Source organism: Serratia grimesii NBRC 13537, assembly GCF_001590905.1.
Taxonomy (GTDB): Bacteria; Pseudomonadota; Gammaproteobacteria; order Enterobacterales; family Enterobacteriaceae; genus Serratia; species Serratia grimesii.
The window spans coordinates 565,344-582,020 of the sequence record NZ_BCTT01000006.1; the positions used below are offsets into that span (position 1 = coordinate 565,344).

Annotated in this window: 18 protein-coding genes, 1 tRNA gene and 1 pseudogene; 7 read left to right on the forward strand and 13 right to left on the reverse strand. The window is 52.6% G+C overall.

Annotated elements, in window-relative coordinates; all coding sequences use genetic code 11:
- Positions 1-28: 28 nt before the first annotated feature.
- Genes rutF through rutA form a run of 5 tightly spaced genes read right to left on the reverse strand, consistent with a single transcriptional unit; the run spans position 29 to position 3,681 of the window.
- Positions 29-556 (reverse strand): NADH-dependent FMN reductase RutF, encoded by a 528-nt coding sequence (gene rutF / locus SGR01S_RS09220; RefSeq protein ID WP_037419366.1) that lies wholly within the window; start codon positions 554-556, stop codon positions 29-31.
- Positions 557-571: 15 nt separating this feature from the next.
- The gene (rutD, locus tag SGR01S_RS09225) at positions 572-1,375 is read right to left on the reverse strand and encodes a pyrimidine utilization protein D (RefSeq protein WP_061807274.1); all 804 of its coding nucleotides are present in this window, start codon (positions 1,373-1,375) and stop codon (positions 572-574) included.
- A 24-nt stretch (positions 1,376-1,399) separates the two neighbouring features.
- Positions 1,400-1,786: a pyrimidine utilization protein C gene (gene rutC, locus SGR01S_RS09230; RefSeq protein WP_037419371.1), complete on the reverse strand. Its 387-nt coding sequence runs from the start codon at positions 1,784-1,786 to the stop codon at positions 1,400-1,402.
- Between the two features lie 48 nt (positions 1,787-1,834).
- Positions 1,835-2,581 carry a pyrimidine utilization protein B gene (gene rutB / locus SGR01S_RS09235; RefSeq protein WP_061807275.1) on the reverse strand — a complete coding sequence of 249 codons (747 nt, stop codon included), beginning with the start codon at positions 2,579-2,581 and terminating at the stop codon, positions 1,835-1,837.
- Positions 2,581-3,681, reverse strand: a complete 1,101-nt coding sequence (gene rutA / locus SGR01S_RS09240; protein WP_037419374.1) for a pyrimidine utilization protein A — start codon at positions 3,679-3,681, stop codon at positions 2,581-2,583. Before rutA ends, rutB begins: the two co-directional genes overlap by 1 nt.
- A gap of 287 nt (positions 3,682-3,968) precedes the next feature.
- Between rutA and rutR the strand changes: the two genes are divergently transcribed.
- A complete protein-coding gene (rutR, locus tag SGR01S_RS09245; protein WP_051922568.1) occupies positions 3,969-4,643 on the forward strand; it encodes an HTH-type transcriptional regulator RutR in 675 nt (224 codons plus the stop codon).
- A 51-nt stretch (positions 4,644-4,694) separates the two neighbouring features.
- On the opposite strand, the gene cycA is transcribed toward rutR, so the two are convergent.
- The gene (gene cycA / locus SGR01S_RS09250; RefSeq protein WP_037419378.1) at positions 4,695-6,095 is read right to left on the reverse strand and encodes a D-serine/D-alanine/glycine transporter; all 1,401 of its coding nucleotides are present in this window, start codon (positions 6,093-6,095) and stop codon (positions 4,695-4,697) included.
- Between the two features lie 349 nt (positions 6,096-6,444).
- Between cycA and SGR01S_RS09255 the strand changes: the two genes are divergently transcribed.
- Positions 6,445-6,520 (forward strand) — tRNA-Lys (locus tag SGR01S_RS09255).
- 254 nt (positions 6,521-6,774) lie between these two features.
- Here the strand turns inward: SGR01S_RS09255 and cho are convergent.
- A complete protein-coding gene (cho, locus tag SGR01S_RS09260; protein WP_061807276.1) occupies positions 6,775-7,599 on the reverse strand; it encodes an excinuclease Cho in 825 nt (274 codons plus the stop codon).
- 84 nt (positions 7,600-7,683) lie between these two features.
- Entirely contained in the window at positions 7,684-7,899 is a 216-nt protein-coding gene (locus SGR01S_RS09265; RefSeq protein WP_061807277.1) for a hypothetical protein, read from the reverse strand.
- Positions 7,900-7,930: 31 nt separating this feature from the next.
- Here SGR01S_RS09265 and SGR01S_RS09270 point away from each other — a divergent pair, with 31 nt between their 5' ends.
- Together SGR01S_RS09270 and tolA are read left to right on the forward strand one after the other, a co-directional pair.
- Positions 7,931-8,131, forward strand: a complete 201-nt coding sequence (locus tag SGR01S_RS09270; protein WP_061807278.1) for a membrane lipoprotein lipid attachment site-containing protein — start codon at positions 7,931-7,933, stop codon at positions 8,129-8,131.
- Positions 8,132-8,269: 138 nt separating this feature from the next.
- Positions 8,270-8,713 (forward strand): cell envelope integrity protein TolA, encoded by a 444-nt coding sequence (gene tolA / locus SGR01S_RS09275; RefSeq protein WP_061807279.1) that lies wholly within the window; start codon positions 8,270-8,272, stop codon positions 8,711-8,713.
- A 79-nt stretch (positions 8,714-8,792) separates the two neighbouring features.
- Here tolA and SGR01S_RS09280 read toward each other — a convergent pair whose 3' ends face one another.
- Both SGR01S_RS09280 and SGR01S_RS09285 read right to left on the reverse strand, forming a co-directional pair.
- A complete protein-coding gene (locus tag SGR01S_RS09280; protein ID WP_061807280.1) occupies positions 8,793-9,287 on the reverse strand; it encodes a DedA family protein in 495 nt (164 codons plus the stop codon).
- An 86-nt stretch (positions 9,288-9,373) separates the two neighbouring features.
- Entirely contained in the window at positions 9,374-10,612 is a 1,239-nt protein-coding gene (locus SGR01S_RS09285; RefSeq protein WP_306303641.1) for an MFS transporter, read from the reverse strand.
- Positions 10,613-11,086: 474 nt separating this feature from the next.
- Between SGR01S_RS09285 and SGR01S_RS09290 the strand changes: the two genes are divergently transcribed.
- The 3 genes and pseudogenes from SGR01S_RS09290 (at position 11,087) to SGR01S_RS09300 (ending at position 12,346) form a co-directional block, all read left to right on the forward strand.
- Positions 11,087-11,386 carry a putative quinol monooxygenase gene (locus tag SGR01S_RS09290; RefSeq protein WP_061807281.1) on the forward strand — a complete coding sequence of 100 codons (300 nt, stop codon included), beginning with the start codon at positions 11,087-11,089 and terminating at the stop codon, positions 11,384-11,386.
- A 120-nt stretch (positions 11,387-11,506) separates the two neighbouring features.
- Positions 11,507-11,740: pseudogene (locus tag SGR01S_RS09295) on the forward strand (helix-turn-helix domain-containing protein); the annotation flags it as partial.
- 177 nt (positions 11,741-11,917) lie between these two features.
- Positions 11,918-12,346 carry a universal stress protein gene (locus SGR01S_RS09300; protein WP_037419540.1) on the forward strand — a complete coding sequence of 143 codons (429 nt, stop codon included), beginning with the start codon at positions 11,918-11,920 and terminating at the stop codon, positions 12,344-12,346.
- 45 nt (positions 12,347-12,391) lie between these two features.
- On the opposite strand, the gene SGR01S_RS09305 is transcribed toward SGR01S_RS09300, so the two are convergent.
- From SGR01S_RS09305 to SGR01S_RS09315, 3 genes are read right to left on the reverse strand one after another with little or no spacing between them, the layout of a single operon-like run.
- Entirely contained in the window at positions 12,392-13,405 is a 1,014-nt protein-coding gene (locus SGR01S_RS09305) for an Ldh family oxidoreductase (RefSeq protein WP_061807283.1), read from the reverse strand.
- Between the two features lie 18 nt (positions 13,406-13,423).
- The gene (locus SGR01S_RS09310) at positions 13,424-14,989 is read right to left on the reverse strand and encodes an APC family permease (RefSeq protein ID WP_037419546.1); all 1,566 of its coding nucleotides are present in this window, start codon (positions 14,987-14,989) and stop codon (positions 13,424-13,426) included.
- Between the two features lie 44 nt (positions 14,990-15,033).
- Complete coding sequence (locus SGR01S_RS09315; RefSeq protein ID WP_061807284.1) at positions 15,034-16,644, reverse strand: aldehyde dehydrogenase (NADP(+)); 1,611 nt, start codon at positions 16,642-16,644, stop codon at positions 15,034-15,036.
- Positions 16,645-16,677: the final 33 nt, after the last annotated feature.

Consider the following 16,677-nt stretch of genomic DNA (forward strand, 5'->3'; position numbering starts at 1 on the left):
GAGTGTGCTTCAGGCTGTTATTTTCCAGTCACTGTTTCAGCAGAGAATGATAGCGCCGATCGAAGTAGGCCAGACCGTGGCTGTCATCATTACGCGTTAGCGCCACGACCTGACAGAACAGAATGTCGTGGGTGCCGACACTGACAATTTGGCTAATCTGGCAATCGAAAGATACGATCGCACCGTGCAGCATCGGCGCACCAGTCGCCAGCGTAGACCAGCGCGCCGCAGAGAATCGCATGTCCATCGGTGTTTTACCGCCGAACAGATTCGACAGCGATTCGTGTTCTGCCGCCAGTGTATTGACGCACAGCGTTTGGTTTTGCTTGAACACCGAATAGACAGATGCAGATCGGTTCAAACACACCAACAATGTGGGCGGTGTGTCGGTGACACTGCATACGGCTGAGGCAGTAAAACCGGCGCGACCGCCAGGGCCATCAGTGGTGATGATATTGACTGCCGAACCCAGGCGCGCCATGGCGTTGCGGAAGTCCTGTTTTTCGACGGGCTGCGGCAGTGGCGGTGCATCGGCAAGCAGCATTTGGCTTTGCATGAGGTTTCTCCGGGTCTAGTGTACGAGACTGGTTTTGGCGTTTTGTGTTTTCAACAACCAATCCAGCAAGATGCGATTAAAGTTATCTGCGTCGGTCACGCTCATGGCGTGGCCGCCGTACGCCATCTCTGCCAGTTCACCGTTTGGCAGACTTGCTGCCAGCTGATGCGAACAGTGATAGGGCACCAAGAGATCGTCGCGGGAACACAGTGCCAATGTCGGAGTGGTGATGTCTGCCAAATATGGCCTGAAATCAGTATTCATCAGGGCATTCAGGCGGCGCAGCAGGTTTTCCGTTCCCTGAAAATGCGCAGTCTGATGCCGTAACTCGTCATCCAGCAGAACGTCGTGCTGTGACAGCCAGTCGGCGGGGAACAGGAACAGAGGTTGGGCACGTATGTAGGCTTCCACGCCGCTGTTGAGGAGCAGATCCTGGCGTACGTTGAAGCAGCGTCGGGTCTGGCTGTCCAGTGTCGTCCAGCCGTTGACCACCACCAGTTTGCCAACCAGCTGCGGATGGGTAAGTGCTAATTGCAGGCCAATCATGCCGCCAAGCGCGTGGCCGACGAAATAACAACGTTCAATATTGAGACTGCGCAGCAACTGTGCCACTTCATCCGCCATATCGGCCATGCTGTAACCCTCCGGCACCCTCCCTTTACTGCTGGCGGTACCGAAATGGTCGTAAACCACCACCTGGAAATGCTGGCTCAGCGCTTCAATCTGCGGTTGCCAGAAGCTGCCTGCACCACCCAGTCCAGCGGAAAGGACCAGTGTTGGAGCCAGTGGCGTGTCTTTTCCTAAAATCTCAAAGTACATGCTCGATCCTCTACGGATGTTGGCTCAGCGACCGATATGGGCGACGGTGGCGATTTCGATCAGTGCGTCCGGTTTCACTAATCCGCATTGAATGCAGTAGCGAGCCGGTTTATCGCCTGGGAAGTACTCGGCATACACTTGATTGACGGCAGCATAGTTTTGCCAGTCGGTGAGGAATATCGCGTTAAAGGTTACGTCATCCATATTGCCGCCGGCGGTTTCAATCACGCTCTTGATGGTTTCCAGCACGTGTCGGGTTTGTGCTGCGGCATCACCGACATGCACCACGTTATTGTCTTTATCGAATGCCAGCGTACCCGAGACATAAACCACGCCGTCGGCCAATGTACCGGGGACAAATGGTGCAAGCGGTTTACCGGTACCCGGTGGTGTAATTATTGTTTTTGGCATCGTTGTGCTCCTGGTGAATGATTTTGTTCGCCTTAGGGCAGGCAAAACTCATGCCGTTTGGCTGAGTGGGGTGGAAAGTGCATCACAGAAGCTGTCGACGTCCGATACCCAACCAAAGAAGGTCTCGATGTTGTACAGCGCAGCTTGCTGAGCAAAGAGCGGCCCGGCTTGGTGCGTGGCGTCGGCGAGCACAATGCCGAAGTACTCGAGAAAAAAGCCGTCGCGCAGCGTAGATTCGACACAGACGTTAGTGGCGATGCCGGTAAACACCAGATGATGAATGCCATAAGAGCGCAGCAGGCTGTCGAGCTGTGTATTGAAGAAGCCGCTGTAACGTGGTTTCGGGATCACAATATCGCCCGGCTGTGGTTGCAATTCGTCAACCAGATCGTAATCCCAGTCGCCCTTGGCCAGCAGTTTACCCATGAGTTCTGGGTGTTTGCGCATGGTCTTCAGCGCGTTGGATTTATGCCAGTTTGGCGATCCTTGGCCGCCAGCTTCGACGTACTGGTTGTCCCAGCCGTTTTGGAAGAAGATCACTTTAACGCCAGCCGCGCGTGCGGTACTGATGGCACGTTTAATGTTAGCGATCACTGGAGCGGTGGCGGAAACATCAAAACCGGCAAGGTCCAGATAACCGCCTTGCGAAGCGTAGGCATTTTGCATATCGACCACGATCAATGCAGTTTCCTGCGGTGCAAAAGCGATGGCCTCCGGGCGGGCGGGCAGGGTTACTGTGCTTCCAACCAACGGTGACTGACGGCGTACTACGGGTTGGCTCTCGACAATTTTCATCATGCCACCTCGCGGTTTGTAGCGGTCTGCGGGCAAACGTCGGCGCGGCTTTTCATCAGAGGCTGGATACGCTCACCGAAGTCTTCCACCCCTTTGACGAAGTCATCAAAGGTCAGCAGCACGCCTTCGGTACCGGGCACAGTGGCGATGTCATCCATCATGCGTGCCACGTTGGCGTAGGAACCTACCAGCGTACCCATATTGATGTTAACGGCAGAGGTTGGGTCTGCCATCTGACGCACGTTAGTGTCGGCACCGGATTTGGTGTCCTTGCCGCTTTGCTCGGTTAGCCAGGCCAGCGCCTCGGTATCGGCCCCGGCTTTATAGCTTTCCCATTTGGTGCGGGCGGCCTCGTCGGTTTCATCGGCAATAATCATAAACAACACATAGCAGGCCACACTGCGACCTTCGCTGTCGGCGGCACTTTTCAAGCGTGCCGCGGTTGGTGCAAAGGCGGTTGGCGTGTTGACGCCTTTGCCAAAGCAGAAGTTGTAATCGGCATATTTAGCCGAGAAGGCCATGCCCGCGTCGCTTTGTCCGGCGCAGATCACCTTGATGTCCGCCTGTGGTTGGGGGCTAACGCGGCAGTCGTCCATCTGAAAGAACTCGCCTTTGAAGTCGGATTTGCCCGTGCCCCACAGATCGCGCAGTACATTGACGTATTCCGCCAGATAGTCGTAGCGACGCCCAAAGTAATCGTCACCCGGCCACATGCCCATTTGCTCGTATTCCGGTTTTTGCCAACCGGTCACCACATTCAGGCCAAAGCGCCCGTTGGAGATTGAATCAATGGTGGAGGCCATGCGAGCGACAATCGCTGGTGGCATGGTCAACGTGGCCGCCGTGGCGTAAATCTTGATGCGTGAGGTGACGGCAGCCAGCCCGGCCATCAGGGTGAAGGATTCCATGTTGTGATCCCAGAACTCGGTTTTACCGCCGAAGCCGCGCAATTTTATCATCGACAAAGCGAAATCGAAGTTGTAGTGCTCGGCCTTCTGCACGATGGTTTTGTTGAGTTCAAACGTAGGTTTGTACTGTGGTGCATTACTGGATATCAGCCAGCCGTTGTTACCGATGGGAATAAATACGCCAATTTTCATTTGAACACCTCGGGTCTGCGAATAGAGCGGTACACACGTTGCCTGAATATGTTCTGTTGGCAGCGTGGGATACGGCGGTTATTGCAAACGCAGTGCCAGTTTTAAAAATGACTTGATTATCAATTGATTGTTTTTAAGGCGTGATGGTTTGGTTGAGCAAACGGTCTAAAACAGACCATTTGGTCAAAAATAGCTGCACAAAAAACAGGCGTCGCTGCGCATTAAAGGTGCAAAGAATCACTCGGAAGGGGTAGGCAAAAGCGTGGGTTTCACCTGACGGCTTTGTTATGCTTGCTCGAATTATGTTGCGCCAAGGAGCCGCAGTGAAGCCACAAGCCGTTAAACCCCCCACACGCCGCTCGCGTGCGGTGGCCGCAAAACGCAGCACCATCATGGACGCGGCGCTGGAGTTTTTCTCGCTGTACGGTATTCATGGCACTAGCCTGGAGCAGGTGGCGGAACGCGCCGACGTCTCCAAAACCAATCTGCTGTATTACTTCCCTTCCAAAGAAGAGCTCTATGTTGCGGTGTTGAAAGGTATTCTCGAGGTGTGGCTGGCGCCGTTAAAGGCGCTACGTGCCGATCAGGAACCTTTGCAGGCTATTCGTGAATATATCCGATTGAAACTTGAGGTCTCTCGCCATCATCCGCAGGCTTCACGGCTTTTTTGTCTGGAGATGATCCAAGGCGCACCGCTGCTAAAACAGGAACTGCAAGGTGGGCTGAAGGCGCTGGTGGACGAAAAGTCTGCCATGATTGAGCGCTGGATTGCCGAAGGCCATATCGCAGCGGTAGAGCCGCACCATCTGATTTTCATGCTGTGGGCGACCACCCAACACTATGCCGATTTTTGGGTGCAGGTAGAAGCTGTGACCGGTAAGACCTTAGAGGATGAGGCATTTTTTCAGCAGACGGTGGAAAACGTGCAGAGAGTGATTATCGATGGGATCCGGCCGCGTTAGGCACCGGCAGAGAGGAATCAGGGGGACAGTGAACTATCCCCCTGAAGAGCGTTAAGATACTTTCTTCTTGCGCAGGAACACGTAGGACAGACCGAGCACCACAAACCACAGCGGCGTGACGATAAGCGCCTGACGGGTGTCATCACGCAGTGTCAGTAGTACCAGTACAAAGGCAAAGAACGCCATACATACCCAGCACATCAGTTTGCCGGCCGGCATCTTGTAGATCGATTTCTGGTGCAGCGCCGGGCGTTGCTTACGATAAACCAGATACGAACACAGAATGATGGTCCATACGAACATAAACAGGATTGCCGAAACGGTGGTGACCAGCGTGAATACCGTCATGACGTTCGGGATCAGGTAAATCAGCACCACGCCACCCAGCAGGCAGATACACGAGAAGGTCAGGCCGTTAGCCGGTACTGCTCTTTTGGACAAGTTAGCGAACGACTTCGGTGCATCGCCTTCCTGTGCCAGACCAAACAACATACGGCTGGTGGAGAACACCCCACTGTTGGCGGAAGAGGCCGCGGAGGTCAGCACCACAAAGTTGATCACGCTGGCTGCTGCAGGCAGACCAATCAGCACGAACAGTTCTACGAACGGGCTCTTGTCGGCAACCACTGAACTCCATGGTGTGACCGACATAATCACGATCAGAGCGAATACGTAGAACATGATGATACGGATTGGAATTGAGTTGATGGCGCGTGGAAGCACTTTTTCAGGATCTTTGGTTTCAGCTGCGGTAGTACCCACCAGTTCAATGCCGACAAAGGCGAACACTGCAATCTGGAAACCGGCGAAGAAGCCGCTGATGCCTTTCGGGAACATACCGCCGTCATTCCACAGGTGTGAGAACGATGCGACGGTACCGGTAGGCGACTGGAATTGCATAGCGATCATTACCAGCCCGGCTACGATCAGCCCAACAATGGCGACGATTTTGATCATCGCGAACCAGAATTCCATCTCACCAAACATCTTCACCGTTGCCAGATTCAGGCCCAGCAACAACAAGATACACAGTAACGAGGCGATCCACTGTGACAGTCCGGGAAACCAGAATTGCGCGTAGGCGGTAATCGCCACTACGTCGGCGATACCAGTGACGACCCAACAGAACCAGTAGGTCCAACCGGTGAAGAAGCCAGCCCAAGGGCCAAGCAAGTCGGCAGCGAAATCACTGAAGGACTTGTATTCAAGATTGGAGAGCAACAGCTCGCCCATGGCTCGCATCACGAAGAACAGCATAAAGCCGATAATCATGTACACGAAGATGATGGAAGGCCCGGCCAGACTGATGGTTTTGCCGGAGCCCATAAACAGACCGGTACCGATAGCGCCACCAATGGCAATCAGTTGAATATGTCGGTTGGTTAGGTTTCGCCGTAGATGATCTTCTGATTCTGGCGATGCCTCTGCGGCTATTTTAGATTGATCTACCATCTGATGATGTCCTGTTTTACCTGTCATGAGTGAAATAGCGAGCTCTGAAGTGGCTCTTTTTTATACGATTATCCGGTTTTCCCGGCTTTAGTAAGGTAGTGCAATAACGCCACCTTTGTGCAACATGTTTACAACATTTATGCGAGGGATAAAAGTCGATTGTTCTTTACACTGCGGAGGCAAATCGGACGTCTTGGGGGCGGAAGAGTACTCTGGCTCGTAGCAGATTAATAGCCCTAATGTGACTTATCTCATTGATAAAACAAGAGGTTAAAAATATCGCATGAAAAAAACTAATGAGTGTAAGCGTTTGACATTCGAAGTGGGGAGGCGAATAATTTAACCCGTTGGGTCGTTAGCTCAGTTGGTAGAGCAGTTGACTCTTAATCAATTGGTCACAGGTTCGAACCCTGTACGACCCACCAACAAATCATGCAGTTAGCGTGTTTTCTTCCTTTCTGATTTTTCTTTGCGTACCCTAATTGGGACACACTTCTCAAAAATTGCATTAATCCAACGTGAATATTCAGTTAAGTGATCTGGCGCAAGGTGAGCATACCGACGCACCATTTCTATGGCCTTCTCACTGCCGATTTCCTACAAAATTGATAATGAAACTTCTTATGAGGTGAGCCTGCTTGTTTGAGTGTTCCGCAAGGGAGGTTTGTTTGTGTAGGTGTTAAACCTTGTCAATCAAGTGAATGTGCTCGCGGCTTTCATGGAATAGTCGTCGACAAAGAATACGATAACAGTCTCGGTCGAATTCATCGGCCGGAAAACTGAGTTTTTCAGCTTCATGTAGCGATGGCGCAGTACCGAGGTAGAACCAGTTACTGATTATATGGAAGGCTGTGAGTTGGCCTTGCCGTTCCTCGATAGCGATCCTTCCGGGGAATGGCCAGTGTCGTACCTGGGCCTGCTCCAGGGCACTGAGCAGTCTGGTCTGGTGGGCTTGCGAGGTTTCCTTCCCGCAGCATACTCCTGCACACTTGCCTAATTGGTGGCGAAAGCAGGGTTGCCCGGGGCGCCCTTTTTCAATATCCAGGTGAGTCAGACAGAGCCGTTCCCGATCGGCAATATCGAGCAGAAAGTCGACGGCTGCTGAGCGTCGCAGAAACAGACCGTATAAGTTCGGCGTTCGGGAAAAGTCCAGCGCATCGCTGTAAACGATACGCGTCTGGGAGTCCTGTACTTGCAACGCACAAAGTCGGCGAATTTTACGCAGCCGCTTGTTGTAAAGAGGACTTTGCTGTTTAACCATGGATGATTCAAGCAGTAGCGCACCAATCTCACCCACTGTCTCGATGCAGGTTATACGACGGGTAGCGGCAAGTAATCGCGCTTCACGCGGATTACGCAGGTGAGACTGAACACGGCGGCGAATATTGACGCTCTTACCTATGTATAGAGGATGAGCGTCGCTGTCCCCGTGAAAGAAATAGACGCCACAGGTTTGCGGCAGATTGGCGACTTCTTCGGTCAGATGTTCAGGGTATTGATACATGGGCTATCAGGGACTCACCGCTTATGCCGACGTGGCGTATCACGCCAATGATAATATTTTCTAATTATAAGCCGTATCACCTCCTCAGGTAATGCCAAGAATCGTTCCGAAGTGCATTTGCGTAACGTCGTGGTCGTCATCAAGCATGCTTTTGACCTGATCCACATTGATGCCACCAGCGGCAATAAGCTTGGCAGGTTGGGTGTGAATGAAAGTATCTGGTACTTCGCGCACCATACTGGGATGTCTATTTTTGCTTTCAGGCCAATGCTTTATCTCGTAATTGAGATTTGTTATCATTTGTGCGGATTTTACCTATAAGGATATAGACATGCGTAAATTGCTAATAGTTGCTCTGGGCGTGGTTGTGCTGTCAGGATGCGCGGACCAAAAAGATGATTATGAGTTGCATAGCAAGACATCTACAGACCCATCGGGCGGTAAAGAGTGGAAAGAGTTTGTCGCACCTCTTTCAGTCAAAACACAATCGCCGGGTGAGCGGGAAATGAAGCGCGCTATCCGCCAGAACTGAATGAGAATAGGCCCACCTGAGTGGGCTTTTGCAGTTTAACGAGGTAATTATAAGGTAACAGTAAGTGGGGTGGCATTGTCTGCTCTACCTGGGTCTGTATATGGCCAGCCCACAGGCTGTTTTAAAAGGAAGGGAATCGTGAGGAAAGTTAATTTAGGGTTTGGCGTTAGCGTACCGACATTATTGCTTGTGATTGCCACGCTGCTGTTAGCAGGGTGCTCTAAGCCCCGTTCTACGATTAAACCAGGGGCATCTGAAGACGGTGTAGATGCGCTTTTTGCTGGCCGGGAAGGTAAAACTACGCCAGCATCTGGGGATGAGGTCAATACGTACATCGCGCAGGTAAGAGCGGCTATTCAAAGCCATTTTCAAAATGTCGATGCCTACGCCGGTAAGGAATGCTCGTTGAGAATTAAACTGGCTCCAAATGGCATGCTTATAGATGTCAAAGCCGAAGGTGGTGACCCTGTTCTTTGCCACGCAGCCATAGTGGCAATCGCAAATGCCAGCTTTCCCAAACCGCCCTCACCAGCTGTTTATCGTGTCGTTAAAAATGCCGCGCTGGAATTTCGTCCACAATAACCGGAATGACAACAGGATTGTGATGGCAAGGTGAGTTTCATCTCTTTGCCATTTTGGCATCGTTAACCAATAACAGCACTCAAAATAGCTGCCCAACTGACATCAGGGCCACGGACCAAACCCCGGCAGACAACGCACTGGCACAATAGACCTGCTTGCGTGGCAGAGAGATCATACCGGCGACCAAAGGTACGGTGTAGCGCATCACAGCCAAAAAACGCGATATGAACAAGAGCGGGATCCCGTTTTTTTGTAGCGCGGATTTCGCGTTGTGCAATGCGCCATGATATCGGGCTGGCACCCAGTTTCCGCTTCCGCGCTTTTGAAGCCATGCACCGCAATGGAAGGATAAAATGGAGCCGAGCAGGGCCCCCAGAGTAATCGCCGCCCAGACATGCATGTCGGCCAGTACCGGCTTACCGGCGACAATACCCAACATCAGCGTCACTGACGCGGGCGGCAGCACTGAAGAAATGAAAATGACCGACTTACCCAACGCAAACAAGAAAATGAGCAGTAACAGGAAGCCGGGCTCCGGGCCATATTTGGCGATAATAGCGCTTAATGCCTCCATGGAAGACCCTCCGAAAATGTGCCTGAGGGTCAGTCTCCCATTAACCACTTCAATATAAGCTAAATCGAATGGCTTCAATTACGAGATTATCTACTGACCTGAGCGTTTTTTCTGGTGCTGTTCGCTGCCCAACCTTTTAGGGCGAAGATGAGCGCGGCGCACAGCAATGAGAACATTGCCAGCACGATCAAGCCTGCATGCGGGCTATTGAAGCGCAGTTCCGCCTCGGTCCGTATTAACGGCGCCAGGAAACTGAACAGTGCGCCCAATGTGGTGCAAAAGCCGATGCCAGCCGCCAGCGCAGGGCCTGAAAGGATCTGTGCCGGAAGAGTCCAGAATATCGGTTGCACTGCCAGAAAGCTGACGGCGCAAAAGCACAGTGCAATAATGGCAAGAATCGGATCGGCATAGGAAGAGACAACCAATCCCAACGCGGCAATGACCATACAGCCGATAGCTATGGGTAAACGGCGGGCGGTTTTGCGGTCTGCATAACGCGGGATGTAATAGACCCCAAATGCAGACACTGCCCACGGGATCGCCGCTACCAATGATGCTTTAAACCCAATATTGGTGCCCATCAGTGAGGCCACTTGCGAGGGCAGGAAAAACAACAGGCCGTACACGCCGACCTGAATGGTGCCGTAAATAAAAGCCAGGTGCCAAACCTTGGTATTCCTCAGCGCATCTTTTACGCTGCTGGTCTCTGTATTTTTTTGCTCCAGGGCTAATTGTGACACTAACGCCTGCTTTTCTTCCGGAGTCAGATAACGTGCCTTAGCCGGGCTATCGTCAAGATAGAAATAGGCGAAGATCCCCAGGACTACGGCCGGCAATCCTTCCAGCACAAACATCCAGAACCAACCTGGCCGCCCCAGCACGCCGTGCATTTCGAGCAATGCACCAGAAATAGGCGAACCGAGAGTCAAGGCTGCGGGAACGCCGAGCACAAAGATACCTATTACAGAGGCCCGGATCTTGTTGGGGAAATAAATTGAAGCGAGCAATAAGATCCCGGGGTAGAAACCAGCCTCGGCCAACCCCAGCAGGAAGCGTAGGGCGATAAATTGATATTCGTTGCTGACGAAACCGGTGCAGGCCGATAGTCCACCCCATACCGCTGTGGTGGCGCTGAGCCAAACCTTCGCTCCCAATCTATTCATCATCAGGTTGGCAGGAATACCGAAGATGGCGTAAGCCGCGAAGAAAATCCCCGCACCCAAGGCAAAGGCGGATTGCGACAAGGCGATATCAATAGACATCGCGTCCTTGGCAAAACCCACGTTCACGCGATCGATAAAGGCGACGAAATATAAAGAGAACATCAGGGGGATCAATCTGCGCCAGGTCTTCTTGATGGCTGAATTGAGCGCGGGACTGGTGTAGGTCGTATTGTTCACTGGGTTAAACCTCTCAAACAGGTTGAACGATTGGGGCCGGCGTAAGACCGGCCGCTTTCCTGCATCCATTGCCACTACGGATCATTCGCCCTCGATTTTCAGGTTTCCCTAAAGGTCTAAAGGACTAATGGTCAGGCCTTTGTGGTCAAAAAAAACCGCGATGAACGCGATCCTGGCCGTGCGGTCACGGAAGATCTTTTTGTAGATACCAAAAATTGACAATTAATTAACTTAACGTTCACATGTGCGCGAGCGTGATTCAAGCCTGGTGATGAATATCTGTGCGCGTAATCACCGAATGCCAAGCTTTGAATCATCACCGCGATGAATAAAGGTAAAGTTTGTTTTTCACAGGTAGAGTGACCCCATGAAATAGTTACGCTAAAAAGAAAGGACGCTATGCTAAAGGTGATTGCAGAAGATTTTATCAAGCTTGATTGTGTTGAAACGGTGATGCCGCTGTATCAGGAGCTGGTGGAGAAAACCCGGCATAAACCACTTTGCCTTTCCTATGAACTGTTCATTGATCATCAGGATCCGGGGCATTTTATTTTTGTTGAAGAGTGGCCTGATCGGGCCGCGCTGGATACTCATTGCCAAACTGAACATTTCAAACGATTAGTACCGTTGATCAATCAGCACCAAAGCAAACCTTGTAGCTTCATATTTATGCAGCCTTTCCCTTCCGTGGAACGTTAAAAGTCCAAAAAATCCCCGCAGAGCGGGGTCAATGGCTTCTCAAACACTGTCTTGTAGTGATTAAAAATTAGACGGCGAATGATGACCATTCCCTAAGAATGCTCTTAAAAAATCCTGTTGTTACGTGAAGCATTACTGTCGGTGAACGATGAGGCGATCAAAGATGTTCTGACACCGCGTGAGAAGACAATCTTGCGTTGGTGTAGTGAAGGAAAAACCGCTGAAGAAACTGCCATGCTAATGGGGCTGAGTGAGCGGACAGTGAATTTTCATATTGGCAATTCGATTAAAAAACTCTCGGTAGCCAATAAAACCGCTGCGGCGGTGAAGGCCGTGTATTTACAGCTTATTTGATCATATTTTAAATAATTATTCGGCTAGTTGTTAGAGCTGTGGTGTTTATATTTTGTTAAATAAGGAATTATCTTAACCAGTATTTACCGCCGATCACAAAAGCGTGAGAAAGCGGTTCACCCTTATCTCTCTCGGCAGTACCCTGTAAGCACTACGGTTACATAGAAGGGATGTGATATGTACAAGACAATATTAGTGCCGATAGATATTGAAGAAGATCTGTTGACCGAGCATGCGTTGAAGCATGTTGAGTATCTGGCGAACCTTTCTGGAGCCAAAGTGCATTTCCTTCATACGCTGCCGGATGCTTCGGCGTTCGTCACTGCGTATTCGTTTGGCATTAAAGAGTTTGAAAACCAGGCGGAAGTGAAGGCCATAGATAAGCTCAAGAAAATCATGTCGGAAATCGATATTCCGCTGGAACGTCTCGATTATACCGTCAGCTTCGGTTCGCCACGCGATCAGGTACTGGAACTGGCGGAAGAAATTGACGCTGATCTGATCATCATCGGTTCGCGCCGCCCAAGTGTGAAAACTTATCTGCTGGGTTCCAATGCTGCGGCCATTGTGCGACATGCCAACATTTCCGTTATGGTGGTCAGGTAACCTTTCTATTAAAGCCCGCAGTTCACTGCTGCGGGCCTGTGTCATTCAGCGGCAGAGAGCCACAATTTCTTCATACAGCGTCTGTGGCAGGGTAATGCCATGCCGCTCGCTGTATTGTCGTTGCTGATAACGCCGTTCTCCTGGAATACGCGCTCCTTGCTCGTTCATATCAGCGAATAAAGCTTCCGCCCTGGCTAAATGGGCGACTTTGTCTGCACCCAGAAAACGATCGGGATCCATCGCGATAATAAGCTCACCACCGTAAGGCGATGAACCGGTCTGTTCATCATAGGCCAGCGACTCTTTACTGGTCATATCACCAATCAATGGTCCTGCAAGCAGTTCTACCATCGCCGCCAACGCCGATCCTTTATGACCGCCAAAGGTCAGCATCGCGCCTTGCAACACACTGGCGGCATCGGTAGAAGGTTCTCCCTGTTGGTCTATGCCCCAGCCTGGTGGTAGCGGCGTACCTGCGCGACGATGCAGTTCAATCTCCCCACGCGCCGCCGCACTGGTAGCCATATCAAAAATAAAGGGAGGGCGGTGTGGGCGAGGCCAACCGAAGGCGATAGGGTTAGTGCCAAACAATGGCCGGGTTCCACCGGCAGGAGTGACCCAGGCATGGCTAGGTGTACAGGCCAGCGCAACCAGCCCCTGATCGGTTAACGGTTCGATATCAGCCCATAGCGCGGAGTAATGCACACAGTGGTTAATGGCCAGCGCGGCTATGCCATTAGTTTGCACCTTGTCGATAAAGGTGGGCAGTGCCGTACGGTAGGCCAGCAACGAGAAAGCGTCGTGGGCGTTTACCCGCAAAATTCCTGGGGCCTGATCGATCAGCGTTGGGATGGCGTCGGCAGAGACTTTGCCGGCCCACAGCGAACGCACGCAGCCGAGTACGCGGTACAAGCCGTGTGAAGCGCAGCCGTCGCGTTCACCGGCAGTGACATTTTGCGCGACCGCATCGGCATGCTCTGTGCTGAAGCCGTTGCTGCGCAATGCGCGCAGCGCAAGATCATAGGCTTCGTTCAGCGACAGGTGTTGGGTTTGCGTCATCAGATATCTCCTCCGCAGTTACTCTTCTTCATCGCCGGTAAAATTCGCCTGAGGTAAACAGGTATAGGCACCCCAGTAATAGATCACTAACGCAATGACCGCCACTGTGAGGGTGTCCCACGGGTGGCCGATAGCGTTGATACCGCCAAAACTACCGAGATAGGACGTGATAATAATCAGCGCATAGAAGGCGATCAGCCACAGTGAGGACCAAACTTGTTGCTTCAGGCTGACGGCGTGGGTTGGCACTTTGTTTTTGAACAGGATATAGACCACAAACATCAGGATTTGCAGACCGAGCAGCCAGGAAACCGTGTTCCAGCCGGACCAGTAGACGATTAACGCCGAGATGATAAAAGATACCGGGCCAAGCACGCAGAACCCACGCACGAAGAAGGGGCGCGGCAGATCAGGTGCATTGCGGCGTAGACCCGCAGCGGTAACAGGCGCAATGGCGTAACTCAGTACCAGTGCGGCGGACACCACGCCGATCAGCTTTTCCCAAGAGGGGAAAGGCAGCGTCCAGAAGATTGAGAGTGCAAATGTCAGCCACAGCGCAGGGCGTGGGATACCGGACTCACCGTCGACACGGGTAAAGATCTTAAAGAAAGTACCGGCGCGCGCCCAGCCGTACACCACACGCGGCGTGGCATTCATATAAATGTTGCCGGTGCCGCTCGGCGAGATAATCGCGTCACTTACCACCAGAAATGCCAACCAGCCCATACCCAACGTGATAGCGATATCCCGGTAGGGCAGTGAAAATTGCTGGCTGATGCCGGCCCAGCCACCGCTTAGCATTTCGCTGGGAATACTGCCGAGGAAGGCCACCTGGAGCAGCACATAAATAATCGTGGACAACACCACCGACAGGATCAGTGCAATAGGAATGGTGCGTTGTGGATTTTGTACTTCGCTGGCGACCGAGATAATCGGTGTCAGGCCCAAATAGGCGAAAATAATGCCGCCGGCTGAAATGGCCGCTTCCACCCCGGCGGAGCCGAAGGGCGCAAACCCCTGGCTGTGCAGGTTTTCAGGTTTGAAGAAGCTGAACAGCACTACGATAACCAACAGCGGCACCACGAATTTGATCACGCTGATCAAATTGTTGGATTTCGCAAAGGTTTTGACACTGTAGTAGTTCAGGGCGAAGAAAAAACACAGCAACACTAACTGGACCAGCCAGCCGATCAACGTCGGGTTGCCCGAGCCGGGTTGGCTCAGAAAAGGAAACCAGGCGGCGGCGTATTGGCGGGCAGCGACAATCTCTATCGATATTAGGCTGGAGAACGCGATAAGGGTAATAAACCCCAGTAAATAGCCCATCAGTTCCCCGTGTGAGAACACCGGGTAACGAATAATGCCGCCAGCGCGTGGAAGTGCGGCACCGAGTTCACAATAAACAATCCCGAGCAGTAAGACGGCCAGGCCACCTATCAGCCAGGAGTAGATACCGGCTGGGCCGGCGATGGAGGAGACGTGGCTGGCGGCGAACAGCCAGCCTGAACCAAATATTGCGCCCAGGCCGATAAACGTTAAATCGGTGAGCGTAAGCTGCTTCTTGAATTTGCCTTGGGTTGTCATGGGTTTACCCTTTTGTTATTAGGTGGCATGCAGATGCGGCCTGGCTAGTTGTTGGCAGATGAGTGGATTGGGTCACGAGTGTAGCTACCGTTAACCAGCCGCAGCAGGCCAAGCGGATTACTGTCTTGCAACGGCGGTGGTAGCAGTGCTGCCGGATAATTCTGTAAGCAAACCGGGCGCAGGAAGCGTTCAATAGCCAGCGTGCCCACTGAGGTGCCGCGTGCATCGCTGGTGGCTGGATAAGGGCCGCCGTGCACCATGGCATCACACACTTCTACCCCGGTCGGATAGCCGTTAAACAGTACACGCCCCGCTTTGCGAGTCAGCTGTTGGGCCAGCGGTGCCGCGTCATTTAAATCGTCTTCGTCGGTCAGTAAGGTGGCGGTTAATTGCCCTTGCAGGCTATCCAGCGCGCTCATCAGTTGCTGGTTATTTTCCACCGTCACCAAAATGGCCACGGGGCCAAACACTTCTTCCTGCAATAGCGGGTTTCCGCTGAGCAGCAAGTTGATGTCGGCCTGGTACAGTTGCGGCGCAGCCAGATAAGGGTGTTCTTCACGGTTACCGGCAAGATGGCGAATACCTGTTTGTTTTTCTAGTGCAGCCAACCCGCTGCGGAAATGTGTCAGTGTGCCGGTGTTCAGCATTGCCTGTGGCGTGGCAGCGTTCACCTTCAAGGCGATATCTTGGACAAATTGGTCAAATGCTTCACCACGCTGGACGATGATCAACCCAGGTTTGGTGCAAAACTGTCCACTGCCCAAGGTGAAAGAGGCGACCAGTTCGTGTGCAATCTGCTGTCCACGGCGGGCTAACGCTTGTGGCATAACGATCAGTGGGTTGATGCTCGACATCTCGGCAAATACCGGGATAGGGTGCGGCCGGCGCATAGCGAGATCGAACAAGGCTCTTCCCCCACGTAACGAGCCGGTAAAGCCCACCGCCTGAATTACGGGGTGCTGGACCAGATCGGCACCGATACGATCGCCGTAAATCATGTTGAAGACGCCAGCCGGGATGTTTTGCTGTTCTCTTGCCCGCTCAATTGCCTGTGCAGTCAATTCGGCAGTGATCATATGGCTGCTGTGCGCTTTGAACACCACCGGGCAACCTGCAGCGAGTGCGGCGGCGGTATCCCCACCTGCCGTGGAGAATGCCAGAGGAAAATTACTGGCACCAAATACGGCGACTGGGCCGATAGCAGTGCGATATTGCCGTAGATCTGGGCGTGGCAACGGTGTTCGCTGCGGCAATGCGCTGTCTATGCGCACGCCATGTACATCCCCTCGGCGTAACAAGGTGGCAAATAGCCGCATCTGACCACTGGTTCTGGCTCGCTCGCCACTAAGACGCGCGAATGGCAACGCGGTTTCCTGCATGGCGAAGTTGAAGAAATCTTCACTCAGGGCATCCAATTGGTCGGCAATAGCCTCGAGAAAATCGGCGCGGCGTTCGGCGCTGAGTTGTGAATAAGCCGTGAATGCTTGTGCGGCAGCATCAGCGGCTGCGGCAGCTTCTGTGGCACTGGCTGAGAAAAAAGTGTGACCAGTCGGCAGACCGTTATCAGCACGCAGGCTGACAAGATCGGCCTCGCCGCTGGCGTGGCGCTGGCCGCCGATAAACTGTCGACCACTGATGGTATAGGCGTTGGGCATGGGTTCCCTCGTTTAGCAAGTGGTTAGGCCCGG

Coding starts and splice junctions, on each gene's coding strand:
- rutB (WP_061807275.1), bottom strand. CDS start 2,581: ATGAAAATTGTCGAGAGCCAACCCGTAGTACGCCGTCAGTCACCGTTG.
- cycA (WP_037419378.1), bottom strand. CDS start 6,095: ATGGTAGATCAATCTAAAATAGCCGCAGAGGCATCGCCAGAATCAGAA.
- SGR01S_RS09270 (WP_061807278.1), top strand. CDS start 7,931: ATGCGTAAATTGCTAATAGTTGCTCTGGGCGTGGTTGTGCTGTCAGGA.
- SGR01S_RS09290 (WP_061807281.1), top strand. CDS start 11,087: ATGCTAAAGGTGATTGCAGAAGATTTTATCAAGCTTGATTGTGTTGAA.
- rutR (WP_051922568.1), top strand. CDS start 3,969: ATGCTTGCTCGAATTATGTTGCGCCAAGGAGCCGCAGTGAAGCCACAA.
- rutC (WP_037419371.1), bottom strand. CDS start 1,786: ATGCCAAAAACAATAATTACACCACCGGGTACCGGTAAACCGCTTGCA.
- SGR01S_RS09315 (WP_061807284.1), bottom strand. CDS start 16,644: ATGCCCAACGCCTATACCATCAGTGGTCGACAGTTTATCGGCGGCCAG.
- cho (WP_061807276.1), bottom strand. CDS start 7,599: ATGTATCAATACCCTGAACATCTGACCGAAGAAGTCGCCAATCTGCCG.
- SGR01S_RS09300 (WP_037419540.1), top strand. CDS start 11,918: ATGTACAAGACAATATTAGTGCCGATAGATATTGAAGAAGATCTGTTG.
- SGR01S_RS09280 (WP_061807280.1), bottom strand. CDS start 9,287: ATGGAGGCATTAAGCGCTATTATCGCCAAATATGGCCCGGAGCCCGGC.
- SGR01S_RS09310 (WP_037419546.1), bottom strand. CDS start 14,989: ATGACAACCCAAGGCAAATTCAAGAAGCAGCTTACGCTCACCGATTTA.
- SGR01S_RS09285 (WP_306303641.1), bottom strand. CDS start 10,612: ATGTTCTCTTTATATTTCGTCGCCTTTATCGATCGCGTGAACGTGGGT.
- rutD (WP_061807274.1), bottom strand. CDS start 1,375: ATGTACTTTGAGATTTTAGGAAAAGACACGCCACTGGCTCCAACACTG.
- SGR01S_RS09305 (WP_061807283.1), bottom strand. CDS start 13,405: ATGACGCAAACCCAACACCTGTCGCTGAACGAAGCCTATGATCTTGCG.
- rutA (WP_037419374.1), bottom strand. CDS start 3,681: ATGAAAATTGGCGTATTTATTCCCATCGGTAACAACGGCTGGCTGATA.
- rutF (WP_037419366.1), bottom strand. CDS start 556: ATGCAAAGCCAAATGCTGCTTGCCGATGCACCGCCACTGCCGCAGCCC.
- SGR01S_RS09265 (WP_061807277.1), bottom strand. CDS start 7,899: ATGATAACAAATCTCAATTACGAGATAAAGCATTGGCCTGAAAGCAAA.